We start from the raw sequence: 25,271 nt of genomic DNA, 5'->3' as shown, positions 1-25,271 counted from the left end.
TCCTAATTTGGAAGACTAGTTTGTGTTCCAACTGATTCGAGCTATAGTGTAATTTTAATTATTACAGTTGGTTTTGTCAAGACTAGCGTTTTCCTTTAATTCGAACGCTTCAGCAATGAGTCTATATGACTTCAGACGTGATTCAAAGTCATGAGTGATCGTATTAACAATAACTTCCTGGGTTTGGTATTTCGAGGCAAGTTCCTCGATTTGTTGCTTTACCTGCCTAGGGTCGCCTACGATCATTCTACTTCTGTTTTCCCGAATACGTTCTTTATCAAACACGCTATAAGGAAACTGATGTGCTTCATCTGGAGATGGGAATCCTTCCCCAGATTTCCCCTGTTCAATTAAAAGAATAGCAAGGTCAAGACTTGAAGCTAAGTATTCTGCTTCTTCTTCCGTTTCTCCGCAAATAACAAAGATAGCGACGTTTGTTTTGGGTGTATCATTGAATTCTGACGGCACAAAGCGATTCAAGTAGCGATCGACTACCGTGGCTCCCCCGTCACCATTAATGAAATGTGCAAAGGTGTAACCTAGTCCACGCTGAGCTGCCATCATCGAACTTGCGGCACTTGAGCCAAGCAACCACATGTCAGGAGTTGTATGACCTAGCGGCGTTGCTCGTACATTCATTCGATGTGGATCTTCACCTTTTAGATAAGAAGCTAATTCATTCACTTGTTCTAAATAGCGATCCATACCCATACTATTTCCACCGGCAAGTGCTTTTGTAACGTTAGGCATGCCACCTGGAGCTCGTCCTAGTCCTAGGTCTATTCGATTGGGATTCAGTGTTTCTAGCATTCGGAAATTTTCTGCTACTTTATATGGGCTGTAATGTGGCAATAGCACGCCACCTGATCCGATTCTCATTGTGTTTGTATTTGCAGCCAAATGTGAAATCAACACCTCTGGACTAGATCCTGCAAGGCTTTTCGTACTATGATGCTCAGAAACCCAAAAACGATGATACCCAAGCTTCTCTGTCTCTTGAGCTAACTTAGTCGTTTCTCTAAGTGCATCTACTGGTGTATTACCTCTTGATACAGGAGATTGATCAAGCACACTTAATTTCATATCAAATTGCCCCTTTAATGTAAATTGAATAATTACAGTTTATCGTAACAGCTTTTCTTAATCTGACCAAGCTTTCTGCTTTTAACCCGTTCCCCTTATCGCATACAAAAAAACGGACCGTCACGCCCAATTGGTTACGCCGGTCCGTTTCTATTATTCCAGCAGCCTAAGCTGTTACTGGCTATTCACTACTTCTCTGCAATGATAAGTTTCACGTGATGAGCATCGAGCATTTGCTCAACATGCTGATCAGGTGTTTTATCCGTAATAATCAGATCCACATCTTCTAGCTTTGCAAAACGGAAGAATTCTGATCGCCCAAACTTTGATGAATCTGCGAGAGCTATTACATAGTTCGATTGCTCAATCATTTTTCTTTTAACCATTCCATCTTCTTCATGAGCAATTGTTAATCCTTGCTCAGAAATTCCAACAACCCCTATAAAAGCAATATCGGCATTATAAGAAGATACTTTCTCAACAACTGCTGATCCGTATAGAAAACGGTGATCCTTCTCAAGCTTTCCTCCAAGAAGGTGAATATTAAGCAACTCACCATTCGAGAGAATATCAGCTTGGTGGATTGAATTCGTAATCACAGTTGCTTGCTTATCGAGCAGAAATTCAGCACACGCCTGAACAGTAGTAGACGCATCAAGAATGACGACATCCCCATCTGTAACAAAAGTGGCGGCTTTCTTTCCTATCCGCTGCTTCTCTTCAGATACGACATTCAATCGATCCTGATAAGACTTAATTTCATGCCGAAGCTGCGGAAGCACCGCTCCACCCCTCGTTCTTGTTACAGCACCTTCTTCTTCAAGCTTCACCAAATCTCTTCTAGCCGTATCTCTTGAAACGAGAAATAGATCGCAAATCTGATCAACAGAAATACGCTCATGCTTTTTAAGATAGTCCAATATAGCTAACATTCTCTCCTCTTGATACATCCCATTCCCTCGTTTCCATTCCCTTACATTATAAGTTAACGTAAGTATATAATCAATATAAATAAGTATTATTAATTTTTATTAAGCATTTGTAAGTTAATTAAAGATTTTATCATGTTTTCAAAAGGCTCTTTTCGTAGACATTGTTACTATAATAGGTGAATTTCCGCTCCTACCCGCTTTCCGCGGGGCGGGCGGTGAGCCTCCTCGTCGCTAACGCTCCTGTGGGGTCTCACCTGTCCCGCTAGTCCCACAGGAGTCGAGCATCCTTCCGCTCCAATTAGCGAAGTGTGGTTTTTATTCAATAATTATTTCAAAAGCAACAATCTTTTAGAAAAGAGCCTTTCAAAACCACTTATCATGTAACCCGCTCGATTTTTGACTCATTCGAGTGAAACCCCAGTTTCACTCGCCTTTCAGCAGAGCTGAAAGGTCGTCTAAGAAGGACGGTGCGGTGAGCAAATTCATTTGCTCAAACCTCACCGTCCTTCTTAGGCGTAAATGAGTCAAAAATCACTCCCACAGTCCTCGCAAAACCTTAAAATCCTTTTGCGCTTCACATCGAAATAGTGTATGATTTTAACTATTTAACACCAATAGGAGGCCAGTGATGAACCAAACTGAAAAAGGTATCTTACTAGTATCATGCCCAGACACCGAAGGAATTGTAGCCGCAGTCTCCACCTTCCTTTTCTCTAACGGGGCAAACATCGTCCACTCAGATCAGCACTCCACAGACCCTGTTCAAGGTCATTTCTTCATGAGAATAGAATTTAGTCACCCAAACTTGCTTGAAAAACTACCAGAACTTGAAGCAGCTTTTGCCGAAACAGCTTCTCCCTTCTCCATGCAGTGGTCCATCACAGCCACATCGAAAAAGCCTCGCGTTGCCATCTTTGCTACGAAAGAAGATCATTGCTTACAAGAATTAATTTGGAGATGGCAGTTAGGTGAACTTCATGCTGAAATTGCATTGGTGATTAGTAACCACAATCACTTCAGAGAATTAGCGGAGTCAGCTGGGATTCCTTTCTATCACGTGCCTGTAACAAAGGATACGAAAGCAGAAGCAACAGCAGCCCATTTCTCAATTCTCGAAGAAAATCGAATTGACACGGTCATTCTTGCACGATATATGCAAATTATTCCTGAACAGCTTATTCAACGTTATCAGAATGAAATTATTAATATTCATCATTCCTTTCTCCCAGCTTTTATCGGTGGAAACCCGTATCAACAAGCATTCGACCGTGGTGTAAAGATCATTGGTGCAACCGCACACTATGTGAACGAGCAACTGGACGAAGGACCTATTATTGAACAGGACATCACACGCATTACACATCGCTACAATGTAACCGATCTTAAACGACATGGTAAAGACATAGAACGAATTGTGTTATATCGTGCGGTCAAATGGCATCTTGAAAAACGAGTGATTGTTCACGGTAATAAGACAATTGTTTTTCAATAAGGCACTGTTACTATAAAAGTAGTGGTTGATTTCCGCTCTAATCAACTATGATATGGGATTCTCTATAGAAAAACCTTTGAAAAGCAACAATGTCTACGAAAAGAGCCTTTCTAAAAGACTTTGTTTTCAAAAGAGGTATTGTGAATAACTATATTTAACACAACAATATGTACAAAAACGCCCCTCAATTAATAACTTCACCGCTATAACCAACTTTATATCAAGGAAAAAAGCACCCAAATTGGGTGCTTTTGCTTATATTAGTAAGCCCATACTGCGCCAACGATAATCAAAAGAATAAACAATACAACGATTAACGCAAATCCTTGACCATAACCGTAACTCATACTTATCCCTCCTTTCATGCTAGTTCAACAAGAAAGGTTTAGTAGCCATAACCGCCGTAGCCGCCGTAACCACCTTTTCCGCCACATGGACCGCATCCGTAACCTGCTCCGCCAACTGCTGCTGCTCCTACGATAATCAAGAGGATGAACAATACAACAATTAACGCAAATCCTTTACCGTAGCCGCCGCCACGTACTTGCTCTTTTCCACTCATTAGAAAACCCCCTTTCCTGGAAGGTTACTAATACTATATGTTGCAATGAAAAAGAAGGGTAGGCAGGTGTCCATATTCTGTTAGAAATATCCTAAGCCTATTTGTATGTTTTTAGATGATCCCAGCTACTGCAAGCAAAATAATGATGAGAAGAATAAAAAGGACAAGAAACAAGATCAGTTCTTCCACTGAAATCCCCCCATTTTTGTTTATCTTCTATCTTATGGAATACTGGGCACCCCGGTGAATGAAGGAGGATCTTGAACCAATAAAGAACTCCCTCCTATTAAGAGGAGGGAGGATAATGATCTATTCCATTGTGTTTCCTTTAGCTGGGATTGGGTTATCACAAAAAATTCGTGCGAAATGTACTAAATTATGTGCCATTGTTTTGGCGTGACCTGTAGCGAAATCATTTTTCTGACCATTCGCTTCAATATACGAATCACCTGGTCCTGCTTCACCTACCCAATAAGCATCTACATTCGGAGGCACGGTTATCCCAATATGTGAGAAGCCGTATAGGACAGAAGCTGCTGCATGCTTTGCTCCATCCTCATTACCTGTAATGACTACTCCGCCTACCTTATTATAGTAAAGAGATTGTCCGAGGTCGTTTGTTAATCCGCTTCCGCCATATAGGCGCTCAATGGCAAGCGTCGCGATACTACTTTTCTCACCAAGCCAAAGGGGTGTTCCAAGTACAACGATATCCGCAGCTTTTACTTTCTCAAAAATCGCTGGCCACTCATCACCATTGCCTTCATCATCAGATATCCCATAAGCGATTTTATAATCAGCTAATCTGACACTCTCGGTTTCAACACCTTCTTTATCAAAGATAGCTTCCGCCTCTTTATATAAAGCGTCTGTGTTTGATGGTTCATCGCTCGTTTTTAGTGAACAGTTAAGAAATAATGCTTTCATGCGATCGTCTCCTCTCTAAATCATCGTCTTTTCAAACCTATTACCTTTTGAAGCGAAGCTTAAACAAAAGAGCACTCGAATTGTATAATCGAGTGCTCTTATTATTCTTATTCTGTAATAAGTAGAAGTGGTGGCTCATCAAGAAACTTCATCATGTTCTGGCCATCTTCCGATACTTTAGCCCATGCTGGTGACTGCATTGCATCTTCTAACTGCTCTTTCGAACCAAATTCAATTGTAGCTGTTAGAAAATATGGTTTGTCCGTGTTCATCGCAGCAGAAACATAATTCACTTCCGCATGCTTCACGTTTGGCACATCTTTTACAAGTGCCATGTGGTTGTTCTCGTAATATTGTTTGAACTCAGCAACGTCCTTAGGTTCTTGATAAATCACCATAATTTTAGCCAATGCAAATCTCTCCTGTCATTTTTATTTCTTTCTCACGTTCATCATAATCTCAAGAATTAAATTAAGAAAGTGAAATGCATTTTTATGAATTAGCTTTCGTTTGATTTGCCTTTTGAGAACTTCTCAGCTTTCCAATGATTAATAAGACAACTAGAACAATGCTTGTCCATATGAAGCGATCCTGGTATTGATCAAGGTTTGCAATATCATGCCCAACAATCGTATATAGAACTGTACCAGGAATCTGTCCTATACCAGTTGCAATAACAAACGATCGGAACTTAATGTTACTTAGTCCAGCAATCAGGGAAATGATATCAAAGGAAACAATTGGAATAATCCTTGCAACAAGAATTAAGAAAAATCCATTCTCACCACTATACCTGTTCGCTTTAGCAAGCAGATCGCTTTTCTTCGTTATTTTTTCAACAAACGAAGCCCCAAGTATTCTAGCTAGAAGGAACATAACAAGTGCAGCAGCCATTCCACCTGTCCATGAAATAATTATTCCAAGCGGTATTCCAAAAGCAAGTCCATTTGCTGCTGTAATAACAAATGAAGGTAGAGGTGCAATGATACCCTGAGCAATCATTAAGGCAATACTAATAAAAGGCGCCCAGATCCCAAGCGACCGAAAATAATCTGCAAGGAGCGACAGCGATTCAAGTGATAGAAACGAACGAATCGCAGTAAACCATTGTGGATTTATAAAGAAAATAATTGGAATCATAATGAGTAAAGCTAACCCTGTCCATTTAAGGGGAGATACGTTCTTTTTCATAATTAATCCCCTTTCTGAAAAAACTAGTATGTGAAGAGGCATTTAAGTGACTTTATAAGGCTGTTTTCTAAAAGATTTTTGTATAGAAAACCAAAATTCGCTAATTGGAGCGGAAGGATGCTCGACTCCTGCGGGACTAGCGGGACAGGTGAGACCCCGCAGGAGCGGAAATTACACCACTCTTATTGCAACAATGTCTACGAAAAGAGCTTTAATTAAGACAAAGCTTATCATAGCACCAGATCTCATTGTAATCCATTAATATCACTTAAAAGACCACTACCCAATCAAGTATTATGAGAAAGTTAGTTTCACATTATCCCTATTAAGGAAAACATCATTATGCTAACGATAAACATACTACTACATAGGAGGTGAACCCTTACACTACTGTAAGGGCATCATTGGAAATTATTAAAATAATTGCTGTACTTCTACTTATTGTATTAACGGCGTTCTTTGTGGCTTCTGAATTTGCAATCGTCAAGATTCGAAGAACGAGAATCGATTCACTTGCACGTGAGGGAAACAAAAAAGCAAAAGCTGTTCAAAAAGTGCTAGGAAACCTGGATGGGTATCTCTCTGCTTGTCAGCTAGGTATAACCATTACAGCACTAGCACTCGGTTGGCTTGGTGAATCAACAGTTGAACAGCTACTGCATCCACTATTTGAACTTATTGACGTTCCAGAAGCCATTGTATCACCGCTAACTATTGCTCTCTCTTTCAGTATTATCACTTTTCTCCATGTTGTACTTGGTGAACTTGCGCCTAAGACATTTGCCATACAGAAAGCAGAGAAAGTTAGTTTACTTCTAGCAAGACCACTTATTTGGTTCTATTGGATTATGTATCCATTCATTTGGGCACTAAATGGCTCAGCGAGAGGCGTTGTTAAACTGTTCGGCTTACATTCCGCCAATGAACACGAGCAAGCTCACTCAGAGGAAGAGCTTCGTCTCATTTTATCGGAAAGTTATAAGAGTGGTGAAATAAACAAGTCAGAGATGGAATTCGTTAATAATATTTTCGAGTTCGATGAGCGTATGGCGAGAGAAATCATGATTCCCCGTACTGAAATGACGTGTCTATTTGTAAACAATACGACCGAAGAAAATCTAGAAATTATGAAAAACGGTAAGTACACTCGCTATCCAGTCGCAGATGGAGACAAAGATAAAATCATCGGTGTCGTTAATATTAAAGAGATTTTAACTCAATATAAGTGGGGCGAAGAGCTTATTCTTAACGACTACATTCATCCAATCAACCACGTTATTGAGACTTCGCCAATTAAAACGCTTCTTAAAAAGATGCAAGAAAGCCATAATCATATTGCGATCGTCGTTGATGAATATGGTGGTACGGCTGGGCTTGTTACTGTAGAAGATATTCTTGAGGAAATCGTTGGCGAAATTCAGGATGAGTTTGATTTTGATGAGAAACTTCCAATACGTGAAGATGGAAAAGGAAAAACAATCGTTGATGGCAAAGCGCTAATCACTGATATTAACGAACTTCTCGGAACTTCGCTTGATCATACGGACGTGGATACGATTGGCGGGTGGGTCTTGACACACGATATTGAACCTGAACAAGGAACCACATTTACAGTTAATGAATACGAATTTACCGTTCGCGAAATTGATGGACATCAGATCAAAGAGCTCGAGATTAAGAAGCTAGAATAACGGAATTCAACTTATCATGATGAAACAAAAAGCTGTCTCCCTGGTTTATAAACCAGGGAGACAGCTTTTCGATTATTTAACTAGTAAATCAAACCATATTTTAATCGACGTTCCAAGAATTAGGGCTGCAAGAACCCATTGGAGAATCTTAGTATTTATTTTCTTACCTGCATTTGCACCAAGTGGTGAAGCAATTAAGCTCGCAACAATCATGATTGCAGCTGGAAGCAGTAGTACCTGCCCTGTGGCTAGCTTACCAACCGTTGAACCGATTGAAGATATAAACGTAATCGCTAGTGACGATGCGATCGTCATGCGGGTAGGAATTTTCAATACGACAAGCATAATCGGAACGAGTAGAAACGCACCAGCCGCACCAACAATACCCGCGCCAATACCTACGATAAAGGCAAGACTAGCTGAAAGCAGCTTATTGAATTTCACTTGATCAAGTGGAATATCATCAATACCCTTTTTCGGAATAAACATCATGACTGCAGCAATCGCAGCTAGGGCACCGTAAACAACATTGATTCCCTGTTCAGACATAATCGTTGAGCCGTACCCACCGATAAAACTACCGATCAGAATACTAACACCCATATAAAGAATCAATTGTTTATTTAAATAACCACCCTTACGATAGGCCCAAACACCACCAATCGTAGCAAAAAACACCTGCACCGCACTAATTCCTGAAACCTCATGCGCACTAAATGCGGCAAATCCAAGTGCAGATGGGATATAAAGAAGCATTGGATATTTAATAATCGAACCACCAATACCAACCATTCCTGAAATAAACGAACCTATAAAACCAATCGCAAAAATCGTAACAATAAAACCAAAATCCATGGTGTTTCACCTCTTTTCAAATAAAAAGGAGGTACTGAATCAGTACCTCCTTATAATGCTGTTAGGCTTTTTTGATCCAGAAATAGAAAACGCCATCTGCTTCTTCTGATTTCATAAGATCGTGTCCGCCAGATTTTGCCCATGCTGTAAGATCACTTTGTGCACCTTTGTCAGTTGCTTGAATTTCAAGAACCTGACCAGATTCCATATCTTTGATTGCTTTCTTCGTTTTAACGATAGGCATTGGGCAAGCTAGCCCTTTTGCGTCTAGTGTTTTTTGTGCTTCCATTGTTAAATCCTCCTTATTAGTTAACCGCACAGCGGTTTGGTCCAATTTCCATTTCTCTTCTTGTTTCTTCATCTGGGGTGATTTTCCCCATATTTGTTTCACGTATTTCTTGGTAAGCGTTCGGCTGTGGTGGAAGGTTTTCTGTTACCATTCTACGGAATTCAGCTTCTTCTTCCACATGAAGTCCCTCGTTTTTCTCGTAAAGTTCTTCAAGCTTAGCTGAAACGACACCTGTCTCACCAAGCTCAGCCATTTTTGAAAAGTGAGCTGGTAAAACGACTAATTCGCCGGCCATTTCTTTGTAACGGTTATAAAGCGTAGTACGAAGGTCAAGTACCCAATCCTCAGCTTTTCCAGCTAGATCCGGACGACCAATTGATTCAACAAACAATATATCACCAGTTAAAAGATAAGCATCATTAATCATTAACGATGTACTACCGATTGTGTGTCCTGGAGAATAGATAGGCTCAATTGTAACTTCACCAATTGTAACGTTATTACCCTCTTTAAGAGCAGTAAATGGGAACGTTACTTCTCCTGCATCTTCTTCCGGTAGGTAGTAAGTTCCATTAACTTGATCAGCTAATGCTTTTCCCCCAGAAATGTGGTCTGCATGCAGGTGTGTATCCATTGTTGCTTTAATAGTAAGACCTTTGTTTTCAGCGAATGTCGTATAATTCTCAATCATGCGAGTTGCATCAACAACTGCAGCTTCTCCGTTTGATTCAACTAGGTAAGAAAGACATCCTTTACCGATTCGAACAAATTGATAGAGCGCTCCTCCAGGAAGATCACCTACTTTAACAGGCTCTAGATACTCACTCCACGCTTTCATCCCACCTGATAGATAAGATACATTCTCAATACCTGCTTCAATCAGCTCTTCACCAACGAATACCGAAGAACCTTCTTTCGCACATACGACTAGAATTTCCTTATCTTTCGGAAGTTCAGGAAGAAGATCTTCTACTCCATCAATCAAATCAAAATATGGAACATTAATTGAAGTAACAGATTCCCCTTCAATCTTCCAATCCCCGTATGCTTCTTCGTTACGCACATCGAGAATAAAGAGATCTTCCTTGTTCAATACTTTTGAAGCAACTTCACTTGCTTGTCTTTGTTTCAAATCCATTCTTTATACCCCCTGCGGTATTATTGTTTTTAAATTTTTTTATAGACTTGAAGTTGTTGGTCCAGCCCATTCGGACATTCCTGGAACAACATTGATTACATCATAACCGCTATCAGCTAGTTGTTGAGCTGCAAGGTCACTGCGTGTACCTGTTCTGCAGATCACATAAATTTGTTTGTCAGAAGAGAGTTCAGACATACGATTTTCCATTTCTCCAAGTGGGATAGAAATCGCATTCGGAAGATGACTAAATACATATTCTGCTGGTTCTCTTACATCAACGATTGTGATGTTTTCATCAGCCAATTTCGTTTCAAGGTCATCATTTGAGATAATGTTTGGGTGATTCTTTTCGGATTCTACTTCACTATCTGACGCTTTACGAAGATAATGCTTTAGAATCTCTCCTTCTTCTACTGTTCCAAGATAATGATGTCCTACTTTGTCTGCCCATGCTTTAATATCTGCCTTAGAGCCTTTATCTGTAGCCTGGACCTCTAAAACAACACCAGCTTCAAGATCTTTCATCGTTTTCTTCGTTTTGACGATTGGCATCGGACAAGCGAGCCCTTTCGCATCCAAAATATGATCTGTTTTAATCATAATCTACCTCCTGAAAGTTATTATTCTGTATCTCCTGACCATTGAAGCATACCGCCGGTCATATTCAATACTTTATATCCATTTGATTTCAGCACCATTGAAGCCATACTACTTCTTCCACCAGATTGACATACAATAATATGCTCTGTATCTTTATCAAGTTCATCCATTCGTGATTGAAGCTCATTTACAGGTAGATTGTATGCGCCAGGAATTTTACCGCTTGCCACCTCTTCTGGTCCACGAACATCTACAACACTAATGGATTTATTTTGTTTAACCATTTCGTTTACTTCTGTAGGTGTCACATCTTTTACATAACCAGACATTCTTATTCCTCCTCTTATCTCCACATATTCAATCCGCCACGAACGTTAGACACATTCGTAAATCCCTGTCTCTTCAGTTCGCTACAAGCTTTGGCGCTTCTCATTCCACTTTGGCAAAGCACAACAACTTCTTTATTAGGATCAAGTTCATTTGCGCGTTTTCCAAGTTCGTGGAGCGGCATATTTTTGAACTGCTTTACTTTTTGTCCTTTATATTCACCTTTTGTTCGAACATCAATAAATTGTACATTAGGTTCTTTCAACTTCGATTTAGCTTCTTCAGAAGTAATCGTTTTAACATTTTTTCCAGGGCCTACTTTCTTATACAAAAGCCAGCCCACTATCAATACTGCCGCCACAATAACTAATTCCATAACCTATCGCTCCTTAGATGAAGAGATTTACATTACCATCTTCAGCATCGCCTAGATATGCTGCAACACCTGCATAATCGATTTCTTCTAATAGTTCTTCTTTCTGAAGTCCAAGAAGGTCCATCGTCATGGTACATGCAACAAGCTTCACTTCTTGTTCCTGAGCAAGTTCAATAAGCTGTGGTAGCTCGGTTACGTTATGTTTCTTGATAACATCCTTAATCATTTTCTTACCCATACCGCCGTAATTCATCTTAGAAAGACCCATTTTATCAGCGCCACGTGGCATCATTTTACCGAACATTTTTTCTAGAAAGCCTTTATTCACGTCAACTTGCTGATCTTTTCGAAGTGCGTTTAGGCCCCAGAACGTATGGAAGATCGTCACTTCATGATCATATGCAGCTGCACCGTTTGCAATAATGTAAGCTGCCATTGCTTTATCATAGTCACCACTAAATAGTACAATCGTTGTTTTCTTCTGTTCACTCATTCTATTTCCTCCTAATATACACCCTAGGGTATATTTGTTTTTAAAATTTTTTTATCTACTTCTTACAAGTAAGTTAACGGCTTCTTTCACAACATCATCTGTTGATTCACCTTTTTCAATTTGGTCCTGCAGGCATTGTTCTAGGTTAGAACTTACCATCAGTCCAATTGAACGATCTATACCTGACCTTGTAGCTGAAAGCTGCGTAACGATCTCATCACAACTTTTTCCCTGTTCGATCATATTAATTACGCCGCGAAGCTGACCTTCAATTCTCTTCAATCGATTCGTAACGGCTTTATCGTATTGCATTTATAATCCTCCTCATTTTTACCCTAAGGGGTATAAAATAAAGTAAAAAAATATGAATGTTGCCTTGAGTAGTGATTGATTCTCTATACGAAGTTCTTTAAATAATAATCTTTCAGAAAGCAAAATGTTCATACAACGTTTTTGATTAATTAAATACCTATAGGGGTATTATAACGTATGTGATTTATTTGTCAATAGGCGGGAATGAACTCAGCCAATTGTCTATAATGAAAAGTACATCTCAGTAAAGCGATAACCATCAAAAGAACGTTGGCTTGTTGTATTACTCTTATTACTATATACCCCATTGGGTATATAGTCAACCAAAAAAATTTGTGAATTAATTGCTTTCTTCGAATACCTATAAGGGTATTATAACGTACATGATTTACATGTCAATAGGCTCGTATTAGCTAAGCCAATTGATTTGAATGATAAAGTACGCTGCTATTAGAACAATGATTAATAGTACAACTACCATTAGGAAGATGACGATCCATGAAGAGGATGGAACTTCAAATTTCAAGATTCTTTTCTTGGTTTGGTAAAACTGAATCGCTCCACCTACCATCGTTAGCAATCCAAAGAAGAGAGAAGAAAAACTAATAAAAACGGCTACTTGATCATCTGCTCTCTCACCTACTGCCCTTGTAAAGTGAAGACTCGCAGTTAAAAAGCCAATCCCTATAATCGCAATTGAAGTTCGTACCCAGGCAAGAAACGTTCTCTCATTCGCAAGAAGCTGTTGTACTCTGCCATCAGCTTTTTTATTTTCAATGCTCACATTTTATACCCCCGCCTGTATTATTGTAATATCCTTTACTATATCTCTCATCTATAATTCGTGCAACCAACCTCTCTTTTATTATGTCCCATATAATGAAGAAAAGCAGAACCCTATTCGGATTCTGCTCCATTTTTCACAGTTTCGATATACTCTCCGTACCCTTTTTCCTCCATCTCATCTAACGGAATAAAATCCATTGCAGCTGAGTTCATACAGTAGCGAAGACCCGTTGGTTCCGGTCCATCTTCAAACACATGACCAAGATGGGAATCCGCTTCTTTACTTCTAATTTCAGTTCGTACCGTAAAAAAGCTTTTGTCTTCTTTCTCTACGATATTCTGAGGAACTAGCGGCTTCGTAAAACTAGGCCAACCCGTTCCGGATTCATACTTATCTGAAGAGCTGAACAGTGGTTCTCCTGATACGATATCTACATAAATACCTTGTTCTTTATTGTCCCAGTACTTATTATCAAATGCCTTTTCTGTACCATCTTCTTGAGTCACTTCATATTGTATCGGTGTTAACATCTCTTTAAGTTCTGCTTTTGAATAGGAAGTTGACTTTACTTCTGGGATATCCACTTCTCGTTCATTACCCCAGTATTTATCAAGAAACTGATCTCTTCCTGAATTCTTTCGGTAGAATTTATAACGTAACTCATTCTCTTTGTAGTAATCCTGATGGTAATCTTCAGCTACATAGAATGTTGTTGCTTCTTCAATCGGCGTTACAATTGATTGATCGAATCGACCAGAGTTTTGTATATCCTCCTTCGATTGCATTCCTGCTTTTTTCTGATCTTCACTATGGTAGAAAATAGCTGACACATACTGATCACCGCGATCCACGAACTGGCCGCCATCATCTGTAGGATCAATTTGTCTCCAAAATACATCTAACAGTGTTTCATACGAAACAACATCGGGATCATAGTAAACTTGGACGGCTTCAATATGTCCCGTTTCTCCTGCAGATACTTCTTCATAGGACGGATTTTCAGTTTCTCCTCCAATGTAGCCAGATACGACTTCACTGACACCATCCAACTTCTCAAATGGCGGTTCCATACACCAGAAACAGCCACCTGCAAATGTTGCTACCGAATCATTATTTTCAATTGCCTGTGCAGGTTCGCTACCATAAGACCGTTTGAATACAACATCATATAATTTCGGTACTGCAAAAATCAGTACGACAGCTATACCAACTAATAGAATCCATCTCGTTGCCTTCATTTACAAATCCTCCTTCTTTTCCAATGGAAGTGTAAAATAGAACTCACTTCCCACTCCAATCGTGCTTTTCACTCCAATTTCACCGCCGTGTAGTTCAATTAATTGTCTTGAGATAGCAAGCCCGAGTCCTGATCCTCCATGTTTACTATTACGTGATTTCTCAACACGATAGAAACGATCAAAAATACGATCTAACGATTCGGTTGGAATCCCGCTTCCTTCATCTCTTATAAGGAAGAGTGCTGCTCCATCTACTTTTTTCAAGCTAATGTGAATCGTTGATTGATCGTTAGAATAAGCAATTGCATTCTGGATTAGATTTGTTAGTACACGCTTGATTGAATCTGGCATCATGGGGATGACTTCGATCTTATCATCAACATGTACTTCAAATTCAAGTTGCCGCTCTTGTAACTTTCGTTCAAATTGCTGCAGCGTTTCAACTAGCACCACGTCTGGATGAACGAGTGAAGGCTCATACGGAGACGTTCCGCTTTCAAGCTGTGACAAATTTAAGAGCTCCTCAATTAAATGACTAAGTCGTTCAGTTTCCTGCTCAATGGTTTGTAAGTATTTTTGCTGTGTTTCTTCATCTGTAATGACTCCATCTTGAAGTGCTTCAGCAAATGACCGAATAGACGATACTGGTGTACGCAGATCATGAGAAACATTAGCAATAAGCTCTGTTTTATATTGTTCAGAACGCTTTACTTCTCTGAACATTAAATTTAATTTCTCAGACATTGCATTAAAATGTTGTGCAAGCTCCCGTATTTCCGTCGGCCCCTCTTCTGCAACCTTCACATCAAATTTCCCTTCTGCTATTCTGCTAGTATCAGCCGTCATTTGGTTAACCGATTTAAGGATTTTTGAAGTGAAAACAAAGTGCGCAATCATTGAGAGAGAACCTGCACCTATTGTGATAAGCGTGAGTGTTAGAATAAGCTCAGGTGACAGCAACATACGTGCATAACTAATAATGAGGAATACTAGAATGAGCACAATGGATAAGGCGTTGGCTAACATGAGCATCGTTCTAAGATTCATGTAGATTGTCCTTCAAACTTATATCCAATACCCCATACGGTCTTTATCCACTTTGGTTCTGCCGAATCTTTCTCGATTTTCTCACGAAGTCGTCTAATATGAACGTTGACGGTGTTACCATCTCCATCAAATTCGTAACCCCAAATGGCCTCAATTAACTGTGATCTTGGGAAAACAAGAGTTGGATGACTTGCAAGTAAGAATAGAATATCGAATTCTTTAACCGTAAGTTCGATTTCATTCCCACTCAGCATCACTTTTCGTCTTGATTCATCAATTACTAAATCTCCATAAGTGATAATGGAAGGACTCTTGTCTGATTCAACCTTCTTTGTACGGCGTAAGATATTTCGAACTCGGAGAACCAGTTCCCTTGGACTAAACGGTTTCGTTAGATAATCATCTGCTCCTACTGTCAGTCCGAGAAGGCGATCACGTTCCTGCCCTAAAGCAGTAAGCATAATAATTGGAACATCTTCCACGGCACGAATTTCCTCAGCTGTTTCAATCCCATCTTTTAACGGCATCATGAGATCTAGCACGATAAGATCTGGCTTTTCATTTCTCCACTTCACAATGGCTTCTTCCCCATTTGCAGCAGTTATCACTTCATAACCATCTCGCTGTAAATACCTTGTGCTAACATCAATGATCGATTCCTCATCATCAACAAGCAATATTTTCTCAGCAATCGCGCTTCACCTCGATTCAGTATTCTTATTAAGATAGATAACCTTATAATAAAAAATAAAAATTAGTGTTTTCTGAAGAAAGTATTACGATTATATTAACTTTCATTTAGTGTAACGTATTTTGTTTCTAACCCTTAATTTTTTGATTGCAGAAGAAGATCTTTTTAAACCGAGTAAATGCAAAAAGCGGTACGCCATATGGCGTACCGCTTTTTACTATCTACGTGCTGACGTTAATTTCTCAGGTGAAGGAAGCCATCGATCGAACGCAAGTAACTTCGAGAACAACGGCATGCTTAGTATTGCTGATATGAATATGGTGAATATAACAATAAACGGGACACCCCATACCGTAGCAATAACGTCTGAGGACTGCTGTTCTAAGAACCATTTAATGATAAATCCATGGAACAGGTAAATAGCAAATGTACGTGACCCAATCGGTGTAAACACCATTGGACCTTCAGGTATCATAGAGAAAAACAGGAACATTACAAGTGCAGTTCCAACATAATAGACTAGACGTACAAGAAGATCGCTATTGGAGTCGTACACGTAAGTACCATAAAGAAGATTCGTTAAGCCTTCAATTTGGTAAAGATAAAATATTACGAATAGACCACTTAATACAATTGGCGCAACCCACTTCATTTGTGGCATGCGAATTGGCTGTTCTCTTCGTCCCATCATCATACCTAGCACGAAAAATGGGAGGAATACGAAGAGACGATCTAGTGATAGGAACCTTTCAATATCAAAGTATCCAACAGCTAATCCAGCCGCAATACTTAATGGAAGTAACGTGCTTGCTCTCATCTTCAGTAGGATTGGCGAGATTAGCTTGTATGCTGCAATACATAACAAGAACCACATCGCCCATCTAGGCGTTAAGAGCTCGATCGCAAACGATTTTTGATAAAGATTTGTGTAATAAATAGAATAAACCACTTGAAAAATAATATAAGGCAACAAAAACGTTGTGAATATCTTCCAGAAATATTTAGTTCCGGACGCTTTCCTCGTGAAATAACCTGTTAGAAAGATAAATGCAGGCATGTGGAAAATAAAGATCACATGATAAAGACTATAAAGGAAACGTGAGTCATCAAGATAAGGCGTGAGCAAATGTCCCCCCACAACTAACAATATTAATATAGCTTTGCTGTTATCAAAAAATGCAATTCGCTTTGACACGAAAACAACCTCCTCAATGATACAAGAGACGATTGTGAAGATTCGTCTTCTTCTATATACCCATTTTTTCATGAATTCAACTATATTCTTTGTAGATTATTCGTACTAAATGTTTATTATTCTGTCATTCAAACGAAAAGTAGAACTATTCGAACTATAGTTCTCATGAAAATATGACATATTTACTAATTAAAACAAGGTAAATTGAACTAATTTCATTTGGAAACGTTTTAATTAATAGAAAAATTAATTTTTTCTGAATAATCATGTTGTTTTTTCTAGATTAGGTGAGTAAAATGAATGTTATATTTTCGAACACGCAAAAGGAGGCGGGAAACATGATCACATTTGTCGGAGCTATCTGTTTATTGATCGTAGGTTATTACGTTTATTCAAAGGTGGTTGAGCGAATTTTCGGCATAGACGATGATCGTGAGACCCCTGCATATACAAAAGAAGACGGAATGGATTATATGCCGATGAGCTGGTGGAAAGGTAGTTTGATCCAGCTTTTAAATATTGCTGGACTTGGACCTATCTTTGGAGCAGTATTAGGGGCACTATACGGACCAGTTGCTTTTATCTGGATCGTCATTGGGTCAATTTTTGCAGGAGCTGTTCATGATTACTTCTCAGGAATGATGTCGCTTAGACACAATGGCGAACAATATCCTTCACTTGTTGGACGCTATCTTGGAAAAGGTGCAAAAGGAACAATCAACATTATTTCTATCGTATTGATGATTCTTGTGGCAGCTGCATTTACTGCAGGTCCCGCACAGCTAATGGCACAAGTTACACCACTTAGTTTCACAATGTGTTTGGTCGTAATTTTCGCTTATTTCGTACTAGCTGCCGTGCTTCCTGTTAATAAGATCATCGGTCGAATCTATCCTATTTTTGGTGTCATTCTTATCTTGATGGCTGTATCTATCGGTATTGGGCTTTTCTTTATGGACAATCCTGTTCCCAATTTAACAATGGCTAACCTTCATCCTGATAATCTGCCACTATGGCCACTCTTAATGATTACCGTCTCTTGTGGAGCGATTTCAGGTTTTCATTCTACACAGAGTCCAATTATCGCTAGAACGATGAAAAAAGAGAGCGACGGAAAAAAAGTATTCTATGGTGCCATGATTGCTGAAGGTGTTATTGCTTTGATCTGGGCAGCTGCAGGAATGACTTTCTTCGGAAACACAGGTGGTCTTCAAGGTGCACTTGCTGCTGGTGGCCCGTCAGGCGTTGTAAATGAAATCAGTTCATCCTTACTCGGCACATTCGGTGGTGTGTTAGCGATCATTGGCGTTATCATTTTACCAATCACAACTGGGGACACATCGCTTAGATCTTCTCGAATGATGCTTGCTGATTTATTCGTAAAGAAAGAAAACAAGGGTAATGGCGGCAAAGGTAAAACGTTGCTACTAACTGCAGTAGTTGCAACACCGACCTTCCTATTAACACAAATTGACTACACATTTTTGTGGAGATACGTAGGCTTTACTAATCAACTAGTTGCAACCGTCATGCTATGGACAGCCGCCATGTATCTTGTCAAAAAGCAAAAATTCCACTGGATTTGTTCTTTGCCAGCACTTTTCATGACCATGACCGTCTCAACCTATCTATTCCTTGCACCAGAAGGATTTGAACTGCCATACAATGTGTCAATGATGTTTGGCGCAGGCATTACAGCTTTAACAGCCGGATGGTTTGGTTATCAACTATGGAAAGCTCGTAGAAGTAACCCTGTTACGGTAGAACAAGTTGCATAAACAAAAACAGCTACCTTTTCACTAGTGAAAAGGTAGCTGTTTTTTTGTGTAAGCTTTTCGATTGCAGATGGCTCTTCTCGTAGATATTGTTGCTTTAAGGTAGGGGGAATTTCCGCTCCAGGATGCTCGCTTTCCGCGGGGCGGGCGATGAGCCTCCTCGGCGCACAAAATCATTGCGCCTGCGGGGTCTCATCTGTCCCGCTTGTCCCGCTAGTCCCGCAGGAGTCGAGCATCCTTCCGCTCCAATTTGCGAAGTTTAGTTTTTAAAACAAAACCTTTTTTAGAAAAACTAGGCGTCTTTTGGTGAAGGGCTCTTTTCGTAGAGGGTTGATTTCCGCTCCTATCTGGTTTCAACAATCTTTTAGAGTAGTATCATTATAGAAAGAAGCTACCATCTGATCCATTACTCTGCTTGTTCTGAGTGCTGATTGACCGGTACTTGGTGATTCTCCTTCACCGTTTAACTCATTTACAATGGTTTGAATGAGCGGCTGCTGAACATGCTCAGGGTAGATCATGTTAATTTCCTGTTCACCATCAGCATTTTTCAAAATCATCGGCTTTTCCTGTAGTGTGGAAAATCGTAAGGAACCTTTGTCCCCCACGATTTCATTCCAATCTTCATTCTTATAAGAATTAAAGCACCACTGCCCTGTTCCTTGTACACCTGAACGAAATATATATGACCCAGAGACCATATCTTCTGCCTTATATAGACCGCCCTGGTTACTAGCAACCCCATTTACTTTGTCGATTGGACCTAATAGGAAATCCAAATAGTCGAGCGTATGACTCGCGAGATCAAAGAAGTGACCACCACCAGCAATTTCAGGCTGTACTCGCCAAGGCAATTCACCATTTTTCTCCTGCTCTGATGCCTTTTTGTGATGTACAGTTGTAACAAATCGAATGTTACCAATCGCGCCGCTTTCCACTACTTCCTTCACTTTCAGAAATGCAGGCATTGCCCTACGGTAGAATGCGACAAATAATGGAACACCGTTTTCGTTACACGCTTCAATCATTTCACTACACTCTGTACTATTTAACGCCATGGGCTTTTCAACATAAACTGGTTTCGAAGCTTTTGCAGCGAGGATCGCATACTCTTTGTGACTCGAAGGAGGTGTTGCAATATAAACCGCATCCACGTCTTCATCGTTCACTAGTTCTTCAGCATTTGTATACCATTTAGGAACATTGTGTCGTTTGGCATAATCCTCTGCTAGCTCTTTATTTCGTCTCATCACCGCTACAAGCTCCGAATGATCTGCTTTCTGAAACCCAGGTCCGCTTTTCTTCTCTGTTACATTTCCGCATCCAATAATGCCCCATCTAATCGTTCTCATTTCTCCACCCCCATTTCTTCTAATTCAGCTTCTTTTTCATGTTCTTTGAACTCTGTAACCTCTTCCATTATTCGGATCATTTTTGAATCCAGGTAATGAACAATATCAGCTGCTTCTTTTAATTCAGTACTAAGATTACCTGGTATTTCACCTTCGAATTTATAGTAGATTTTATGTTCCAAACTCGCCCAGAAATCCATTGCGATCGTACGAATTTGAATCTCTACTTTTACATACTCAGGTCCTTTTGATAGGTATACTGGTATTTCTACAATTAAATGAAGACTTTTATATCCATTAGGTTTGGGATTCTTAACATAATCTTTTACGTTAATTACCTTAATATCATCTTGGCTCTCAATCATGTCATAGATTCGATAGATATCTGTCGTAAATGAACAGGTAACCCTGACGCCTGCAATATCTTTAATGTGCTTTTCTACATTTTCTGTTGTTACTTCAAGACCTTTTCTCTGAAGTTTAGACATGATGCTTTCTGGTGATTTTATACGTGACTTTACATGTTCAATTGGATTATGTTGGTGAACAAATTGGAATTCATCGTTTAATATCGTCAATTTTGTATTGATTTCATCTAGTGCGAATTTATATATAAATAAAAAATTCTTCCACTCTTCAATTCTCTCTTGGAAATCCTTATTCATTCCTAAATCATCCTCTCAACAGATAACATATCATAGCTACATAGAAGAACTAGTTACGTTCTATGACGAACTCATAACAATATTCGTTTCGAGAGGTGATTTTAGATCTAGTCTAAAAAAAAAGAGGTATCTATGATAGTATTAAATTACGAGGAGGGAAATAATGGATAAAACTAAAATACAACCTCTTATTCTTATTATTTTGCTTATTAACGCACTAACAATGGGGATGTTAGCTCATGATATGTACACTGAAAACAAAACCGGGTATAGCCTAACATTTATCGGACTCTGTATCTTTTTCATCCTCTTTTTAGCTTACGGATTGATTAGAAATCGACGTGTAAAACAGTCGATTCGATAGCCTTAGATAAAGGAAAAAGCATCAAGATGCTTTTTCCTTTATCTAATTAATTAATTAATTAATTAATTAATGATTACTAACCCTGCAGAGATAACTACCCCACTTACTAGTAATACAATGAAACAATAACCCATAATATCTTTTGCCTTCAATCCCGCTATAGCAAGGGCAGGTAACGCCCAGAATGGTTGAATCATGTTTGTCCAGGCATCTCCCCATGCTACCGCCATTGCGGTCTTCGGGATAGAAACACCAAGCTCTTTAGCTGCATCAAGCATAATTGGCGCCTGAACCGCCCACTGTCCTCCTCCAGAGGGGACAAAGAAGTTCACGATTCCTGCGCTTAGAAACGCAAAGAATGGAAAAGTGAATTCATTCGAAATTGATACGAAACCTTGTGAAAGCTGAGCAGCAAGACCAGAAGCAACCATCATCCCCATAATTCCCGCATAGAATGGAAACTGAATAATAATTCCACTTGCTCCTTTTACGGCATCACTCACTGACTCAAGAAAGTTTCGTGGAGTTCCATGAAATAGAATCCCTAAGAAGAGAAACCCAAAGTTAACGATATTGAGATTAAGTTCAAATCCTGCATTTACAAAATAATAGACCAGATATGAAAGACCTACAAAAGCTATTATGATTGAAACAATTTTGCTATTTTCTAAACGCTCAGCAGGAGTCCATTCCATCTCCGAGGCTGCAGCTTGAAGATTGTCCTCCCTCAGTAAAGAGGGGTCTACATGTACTCTTTCATCTTCAGAAGGTGACATCAAATAATTGACAACAGGTAGAACTACAAATAGAGAAGCAACAATCATTAAATTAAAAAATGAAAAGATTGTTTCACTCGTTGATATCACACCAATGAGCTCCTCTGTAAAATGGCCAGGTGTTGCAACCGTTAGTGGAATTGATCCTGCAAGTCCGCCATGCCATACAAGAAAACCACTATAAGCGCTCGCAATGAGTAAACGATAGTCCACTTTCTTTATTTTCCTTGCAAGTTCCTTTGCATATAATGCGCCAATAACAAGTCCAAATCCCCAATTAATCCAGCTTGCAACAAGTGAAACTAGCGTAACGTAAATGATAGCTTGTCCAGGTGTTTTTGCAAGAGTAGCTAAATAGCTAAGCCCTTTTTTAAAAAGGGGACTGCTTGCTAGCACATAACCTGTCATAAGAACAAGCACCATTTGCATGGAGAAGGCTAGAAGACTCCAAAATCCTTCCCCAAAGTATTGAACCATCTGAACAGGCGAACTACCTGTAAAGATCAATCCAAGACCAAACACTACTAACGTTAAAATGACAACAAATAAGAATGGATCGGGTAAGTAACGCTGCATGATTCGATTCGACAACGCAATAGAGGCTTTTAGCATAACGACAACTCCTTTAATCAATGATCCTATCCCAAATCCATTCGTGGAATTTCACCACGATTCCTCCACAAAATCAGAAAACGCTTTCATAAATAGGCAAAAAGCCGCATAAATGCGACTTAATTCTCCTCTATTCTGTTAAGAAACTCCTGTACCTGATCAACAAAAGGCTGCATAGGATAACTATTGTAATGCACAGCCTGCAGGCGAACAGGATCTCCAAAGAAAAACCTCTCAAACTGCGTTTGTCTTGATCCGAATGCACTCATACTCAAATCCCACGCCACTCGAAACAGCCTTACACGTTCTTTTGCTTCAATATTTGCTCCTTGAAGATAGCGCTCAAGATCTTCTTTTATCTCCGATTGAAAATCCTCTTGTGTTGGGATAGAGATGAGCCCACTAGCGCCTAACATCTCAATAATTTCGATCAGTCTTGGATAGACACCTGGAAAATATTGAATAGCTGCTTTCAAAGGGGTACTTGCTGGAATAACTGTACCGTAACGATTCGGTTGGCTATTAACTTCTGAGGATAATAGAAGTGCTTTCATAATTTCAAGAGCGTTAATAATCTCACTCATTTTCAGCTTCACGTGTTCATACTCTTGTATTTGAATCGCATCTCCGATCATTTCACAGAGACCTAGAATGTATTCGAGCTTTACAATTTGCCTACAAACAGATTGGTACTGTAAAAAGGCATACATACCTGTTTCCTCATCAACAGTTGACATCGCTTCGAGGTTCTTGTAAACGAAAACACATTCCCACGGAACAAGAACTTGTTCAAAAACAACGATGGAATCGGTCTCTTCAAATTGCGATGCAAGTGGATGATCGAAAGTACAGTCACTGTAGCAAAAGGATTCTCTACATAGAAATTTCAACCCTTTTGTATTCGCCGGAATCATAAACCCAAATATATACGAATCATCAAAACTAGGGCCGCCAGCAGGAAGAACAAGTAACTCGTCAGTTAATCCTCCCTGTGTTGCAAGTAATCTGGCACCTTGAATAACAATACCTTCCTTATTCTCTTCTACTACTTTTGCTGCTGTGACAGTTGAACTATTCAAGTAATGTCCCATTGACCTGTTAACTTGAGGATTAATAAATGTATGGGTAATCGATAGATCTTCGTCCCTTGCACGTTCATACAACCGTTTAATGTTATCCCCAAATTCTTGTCTATCTTTTGCAAAGTGAGGTGCTGCAGTACCTAGTGCCATGAGTAACGTATTCATGTAATCTGGGGAACGTCCCATGAGACCCGCACTCATACGCGCCCATTCCTGAGTAGCTTTCCGTCTATTAATTAAGTCTTCCAATGAAAGAGGCTGATGATAAGAAAAGCCATATTCTCCTTTGCCGTCAGGATGAGAATAACGAAAAAGCTCGCGATTTTCTTCTTGACACTGGTAGTCATAAAGAGCAGCCTTGCTCTTCAGTATTCCTTTAAAAGGAGCGAGTTCTGTAAGCTTCCCTGAACACTTCTCTCCCTTAATCCAAATTTCACTTTGAAGAGCATCCATTCTATTAATATACTCCTTACCATTAATCACACAGTCACCTCCCTTATAGCTTCTTTACTACACTATGCACTAATGATAGGAGGAGACAGTGCACATGCCTTTATCCTGTAAAATGTAATAATAATATGGTTTTTATCCCATACTTATGCAAAAGGGTTTTCAATTCAGTATATATGTGGAACAATAGACACAGCATTTCGAAAGGAGCATGTGAATTGCGTAAATTAACTTATCTACTTATCACAGGATTATTGTTAGTCGTTCTAGCAGCCTGTGGAGGTAATGAAAACAGCAGTAATGACAAGAAACAAGAAGATACAAAAACAGAAGAAAAAGCCGGGGAACAGAAACAACCTGAAGTTGATGAAGTAGATGCAGATAAAGTGATGGCTACCGTCAATGGAACAGAAATTACTGGGGAAGACTTTAATCCGGTCTACACTCAGAATCAAATGCAGTACGTTCAGATGGGACAAGAAGTTCCTAAAGAACAGCTTGAACAGATGAAAACACAAATCGTTGAAAGCCTTGTTGGCCAGGAACTAATCCTTCAAGATGCAAAGGATAAAGGCTACGAAGCTACTGAAGAACAAGTTGATGAAGAGCTTAAAGGTGTAAAAGAAAGTTTTGAGAGCGAAGATCAATTTGAAGCTGCACTTAAGGAAAATGATATGAAGGTTGAGGAACTTAGAGAGCAACTCGCGAATAACGTTCTATATACCACTTACGTAGAGAAAGAAATAAAAGTTGATGATGTAACTGAAGAAGAAATGAAAGAATCTTATGATAAAGCAAAAGAGCAAGGAAGCTCTGAAGAGATGCCTGCTTATGAAGACGTTAAGCCTCAGATTAAAGAAGGCTTAGAAAAAGAGAAACAAGGTAAGAAAATGCAAGAACTCGTAGAGAAGCTTAAAAAAGATGCAGATGTTGAAATGAACGTCTAATCGATGAAAACCGCTAGAG

Annotated in this window: 28 protein-coding genes and 1 pseudogene; 5 read left to right on the top strand and 24 right to left on the bottom strand. The window is 39.4% G+C overall.

From position 1 onward, the window contains the following. Positions 1-54 precede the first annotated feature (54 nt). Positions 55-1,083 carry an LLM class flavin-dependent oxidoreductase gene (locus AB986_RS14285; protein WP_048311835.1) on the bottom strand — a complete coding sequence of 343 codons (1,029 nt, stop codon included), beginning with the start codon at positions 1,081-1,083 and terminating at the stop codon, positions 55-57. 188 nt (positions 1,084-1,271) lie between these two features. Continuing rightward, positions 1,272-2,033, bottom strand: coding sequence for a DeoR/GlpR family DNA-binding transcription regulator (locus AB986_RS14280; RefSeq protein WP_048311834.1), 762 nt, complete (start codon positions 2,031-2,033; stop codon positions 1,272-1,274). Between the two features lie 610 nt (positions 2,034-2,643). Here AB986_RS14280 and purU point away from each other — a divergent pair. Continuing rightward, on the top strand, positions 2,644-3,507 hold the full coding sequence (gene purU / locus AB986_RS14275) for a formyltetrahydrofolate deformylase (RefSeq protein ID WP_048311830.1): 864 nt from the start codon (positions 2,644-2,646) through the stop codon (positions 3,505-3,507). Between the two features lie 260 nt (positions 3,508-3,767). Here the strand turns inward: purU and AB986_RS21815 are convergent, their stop codons facing one another. The 5 genes and pseudogenes from AB986_RS21815 to AB986_RS14260 all read right to left on the bottom strand — a co-directional run bounded on the left by AB986_RS21815 (position 3,768) and on the right by AB986_RS14260 (position 6,187). Continuing rightward, on the bottom strand, positions 3,768-3,854 hold the full coding sequence (locus AB986_RS21815; RefSeq protein WP_136948892.1) for a YjcZ family sporulation protein: 87 nt from the start codon (positions 3,852-3,854) through the stop codon (positions 3,768-3,770). Between the two features lie 113 nt (positions 3,855-3,967). Next, a pseudogene (locus AB986_RS22740) lies at positions 3,968-4,069 on the bottom strand (YjcZ family sporulation protein); the annotation flags it as partial. Positions 4,070-4,378: 309 nt separating this feature from the next. Further along, positions 4,379-4,996, bottom strand: a complete 618-nt coding sequence (locus AB986_RS14270; protein ID WP_048311828.1) for a flavodoxin family protein — start codon at positions 4,994-4,996, stop codon at positions 4,379-4,381. 107 nt (positions 4,997-5,103) lie between these two features. Next, positions 5,104-5,406, bottom strand: coding sequence for an EthD family reductase (locus AB986_RS14265; RefSeq protein ID WP_048311827.1), 303 nt, complete (start codon positions 5,404-5,406; stop codon positions 5,104-5,106). An 82-nt stretch (positions 5,407-5,488) separates the two neighbouring features. Further along, entirely contained in the window at positions 5,489-6,187 is a 699-nt protein-coding gene (locus AB986_RS14260) for a TVP38/TMEM64 family protein (RefSeq protein ID WP_053216196.1), read from the bottom strand. A gap of 404 nt (positions 6,188-6,591) precedes the next feature. Between AB986_RS14260 and AB986_RS14255 the strand changes: the two genes are divergently transcribed. Continuing rightward, positions 6,592-7,878, top strand: a complete 1,287-nt coding sequence (locus tag AB986_RS14255; protein ID WP_048311826.1) for a hemolysin family protein — start codon at positions 6,592-6,594, stop codon at positions 7,876-7,878. Positions 7,879-7,950: 72 nt separating this feature from the next. Here the strand turns inward: AB986_RS14255 and AB986_RS14250 are convergent, their stop codons facing one another. The 13 genes from AB986_RS14250 to AB986_RS14190 all read right to left on the bottom strand — a co-directional run bounded on the left by AB986_RS14250 (position 7,951) and on the right by AB986_RS14190 (position 17,229). Then, positions 7,951-8,733: a sulfite exporter TauE/SafE family protein gene (locus AB986_RS14250; protein WP_048311824.1), complete on the bottom strand. Its 783-nt coding sequence runs from the start codon at positions 8,731-8,733 to the stop codon at positions 7,951-7,953. 61 nt (positions 8,734-8,794) lie between these two features. Next, complete coding sequence (locus AB986_RS14245) at positions 8,795-9,022, bottom strand: sulfurtransferase TusA family protein (RefSeq protein WP_048311822.1); 228 nt, start codon at positions 9,020-9,022, stop codon at positions 8,795-8,797. A gap of 16 nt (positions 9,023-9,038) precedes the next feature. After that, the gene (locus tag AB986_RS14240) at positions 9,039-10,160 is read right to left on the bottom strand and encodes an MBL fold metallo-hydrolase (protein WP_048311820.1); all 1,122 of its coding nucleotides are present in this window, start codon (positions 10,158-10,160) and stop codon (positions 9,039-9,041) included. Positions 10,161-10,199: 39 nt separating this feature from the next. Beyond that, on the bottom strand, positions 10,200-10,763 hold the full coding sequence (locus tag AB986_RS14235; protein WP_048311818.1) for a sulfurtransferase TusA family protein: 564 nt from the start codon (positions 10,761-10,763) through the stop codon (positions 10,200-10,202). A gap of 20 nt (positions 10,764-10,783) precedes the next feature. Then, positions 10,784-11,092, bottom strand: a complete 309-nt coding sequence (locus AB986_RS14230; protein ID WP_048311816.1) for a rhodanese-like domain-containing protein — start codon at positions 11,090-11,092, stop codon at positions 10,784-10,786. A gap of 14 nt (positions 11,093-11,106) precedes the next feature. After that, the gene (locus tag AB986_RS14225) at positions 11,107-11,466 is read right to left on the bottom strand and encodes a rhodanese-like domain-containing protein (protein ID WP_048311815.1); all 360 of its coding nucleotides are present in this window, start codon (positions 11,464-11,466) and stop codon (positions 11,107-11,109) included. Positions 11,467-11,479: 13 nt separating this feature from the next. Further along, positions 11,480-11,959, bottom strand: a complete 480-nt coding sequence (locus tag AB986_RS14220) for a DsrE/DsrF/DrsH-like family protein (RefSeq protein ID WP_048311813.1) — start codon at positions 11,957-11,959, stop codon at positions 11,480-11,482. A gap of 51 nt (positions 11,960-12,010) precedes the next feature. Further along, positions 12,011-12,271: a metal-sensitive transcriptional regulator gene (locus tag AB986_RS14215; protein WP_048311811.1), complete on the bottom strand. Its 261-nt coding sequence runs from the start codon at positions 12,269-12,271 to the stop codon at positions 12,011-12,013. A 409-nt stretch (positions 12,272-12,680) separates the two neighbouring features. Then, positions 12,681-13,055 carry a YidH family protein gene (locus tag AB986_RS22640; protein ID WP_053216195.1) on the bottom strand — a complete coding sequence of 125 codons (375 nt, stop codon included), beginning with the start codon at positions 13,053-13,055 and terminating at the stop codon, positions 12,681-12,683. Between the two features lie 113 nt (positions 13,056-13,168). Further along, positions 13,169-14,296, bottom strand: coding sequence for a peptide-methionine (R)-S-oxide reductase MsrB (gene msrB, locus AB986_RS14205; protein WP_053216194.1), 1,128 nt, complete (start codon positions 14,294-14,296; stop codon positions 13,169-13,171). Next, on the bottom strand, positions 14,297-15,343 hold the full coding sequence (locus tag AB986_RS14200; protein ID WP_048311809.1) for a sensor histidine kinase: 1,047 nt from the start codon (positions 15,341-15,343) through the stop codon (positions 14,297-14,299). Next, on the bottom strand, positions 15,340-16,035 hold the full coding sequence (locus tag AB986_RS14195) for a response regulator transcription factor (protein ID WP_048311808.1): 696 nt from the start codon (positions 16,033-16,035) through the stop codon (positions 15,340-15,342). Before AB986_RS14195 ends, AB986_RS14200 begins: the two co-directional genes overlap by 4 nt. 216 nt (positions 16,036-16,251) lie before the next feature. Further along, positions 16,252-17,229, bottom strand: a complete 978-nt coding sequence (locus AB986_RS14190; protein ID WP_048311805.1) for an acyltransferase family protein — start codon at positions 17,227-17,229, stop codon at positions 16,252-16,254. 338 nt (positions 17,230-17,567) lie between these two features. Between AB986_RS14190 and AB986_RS14185 the strand changes: the two genes are divergently transcribed. Further along, complete coding sequence (locus AB986_RS14185; RefSeq protein WP_048311804.1) at positions 17,568-19,007, top strand: carbon starvation CstA family protein; 1,440 nt, start codon at positions 17,568-17,570, stop codon at positions 19,005-19,007. A 350-nt stretch (positions 19,008-19,357) separates the two neighbouring features. On the opposite strand, the gene AB986_RS14180 is transcribed toward AB986_RS14185, so the two are convergent. Further along, on the bottom strand, positions 19,358-20,356 hold the full coding sequence (locus AB986_RS14180; RefSeq protein ID WP_048311802.1) for a Gfo/Idh/MocA family protein: 999 nt from the start codon (positions 20,354-20,356) through the stop codon (positions 19,358-19,360). Next, positions 20,353-21,021 carry a GTP pyrophosphokinase gene (locus AB986_RS14175; protein WP_048311800.1) on the bottom strand — a complete coding sequence of 223 codons (669 nt, stop codon included), beginning with the start codon at positions 21,019-21,021 and terminating at the stop codon, positions 20,353-20,355. Before AB986_RS14175 ends, AB986_RS14180 begins: the two co-directional genes overlap by 4 nt. A gap of 163 nt (positions 21,022-21,184) precedes the next feature. On the opposite strand from AB986_RS14175, the gene AB986_RS14170 reads away from it, so the two are divergent. Continuing rightward, entirely contained in the window at positions 21,185-21,385 is a 201-nt protein-coding gene (locus AB986_RS14170; RefSeq protein ID WP_048311798.1) for a hypothetical protein, read from the top strand. Between the two features lie 62 nt (positions 21,386-21,447). On the opposite strand, the gene AB986_RS14165 is transcribed toward AB986_RS14170, so the two are convergent. Further along, positions 21,448-22,773 carry a short-chain fatty acid transporter gene (locus AB986_RS14165; RefSeq protein WP_048311796.1) on the bottom strand — a complete coding sequence of 442 codons (1,326 nt, stop codon included), beginning with the start codon at positions 22,771-22,773 and terminating at the stop codon, positions 21,448-21,450. Between the two features lie 119 nt (positions 22,774-22,892). Continuing rightward, on the bottom strand, positions 22,893-24,338 hold the full coding sequence (gene hpaB, locus AB986_RS14160) for a 4-hydroxyphenylacetate 3-monooxygenase, oxygenase component (RefSeq protein WP_084006566.1): 1,446 nt from the start codon (positions 24,336-24,338) through the stop codon (positions 22,893-22,895). Between the two features lie 185 nt (positions 24,339-24,523). On the opposite strand from hpaB, the gene AB986_RS14155 reads away from it, so the two are divergent. Next, positions 24,524-25,252: a SurA N-terminal domain-containing protein gene (locus tag AB986_RS14155; RefSeq protein WP_048311794.1), complete on the top strand. Its 729-nt coding sequence runs from the start codon at positions 24,524-24,526 to the stop codon at positions 25,250-25,252. Positions 25,253-25,271 lie beyond the last annotated feature (19 nt).

This window comes from Guptibacillus hwajinpoensis, from assembly GCF_001039475.1.
Lineage (GTDB): Bacteria > Bacillota > Bacilli > Bacillales > Guptibacillaceae > Guptibacillus > Guptibacillus hwajinpoensis.
Note: the sequence above shows the minus strand (reverse complement) of the source record. Positions and strands in the feature narration are given on the sequence as shown.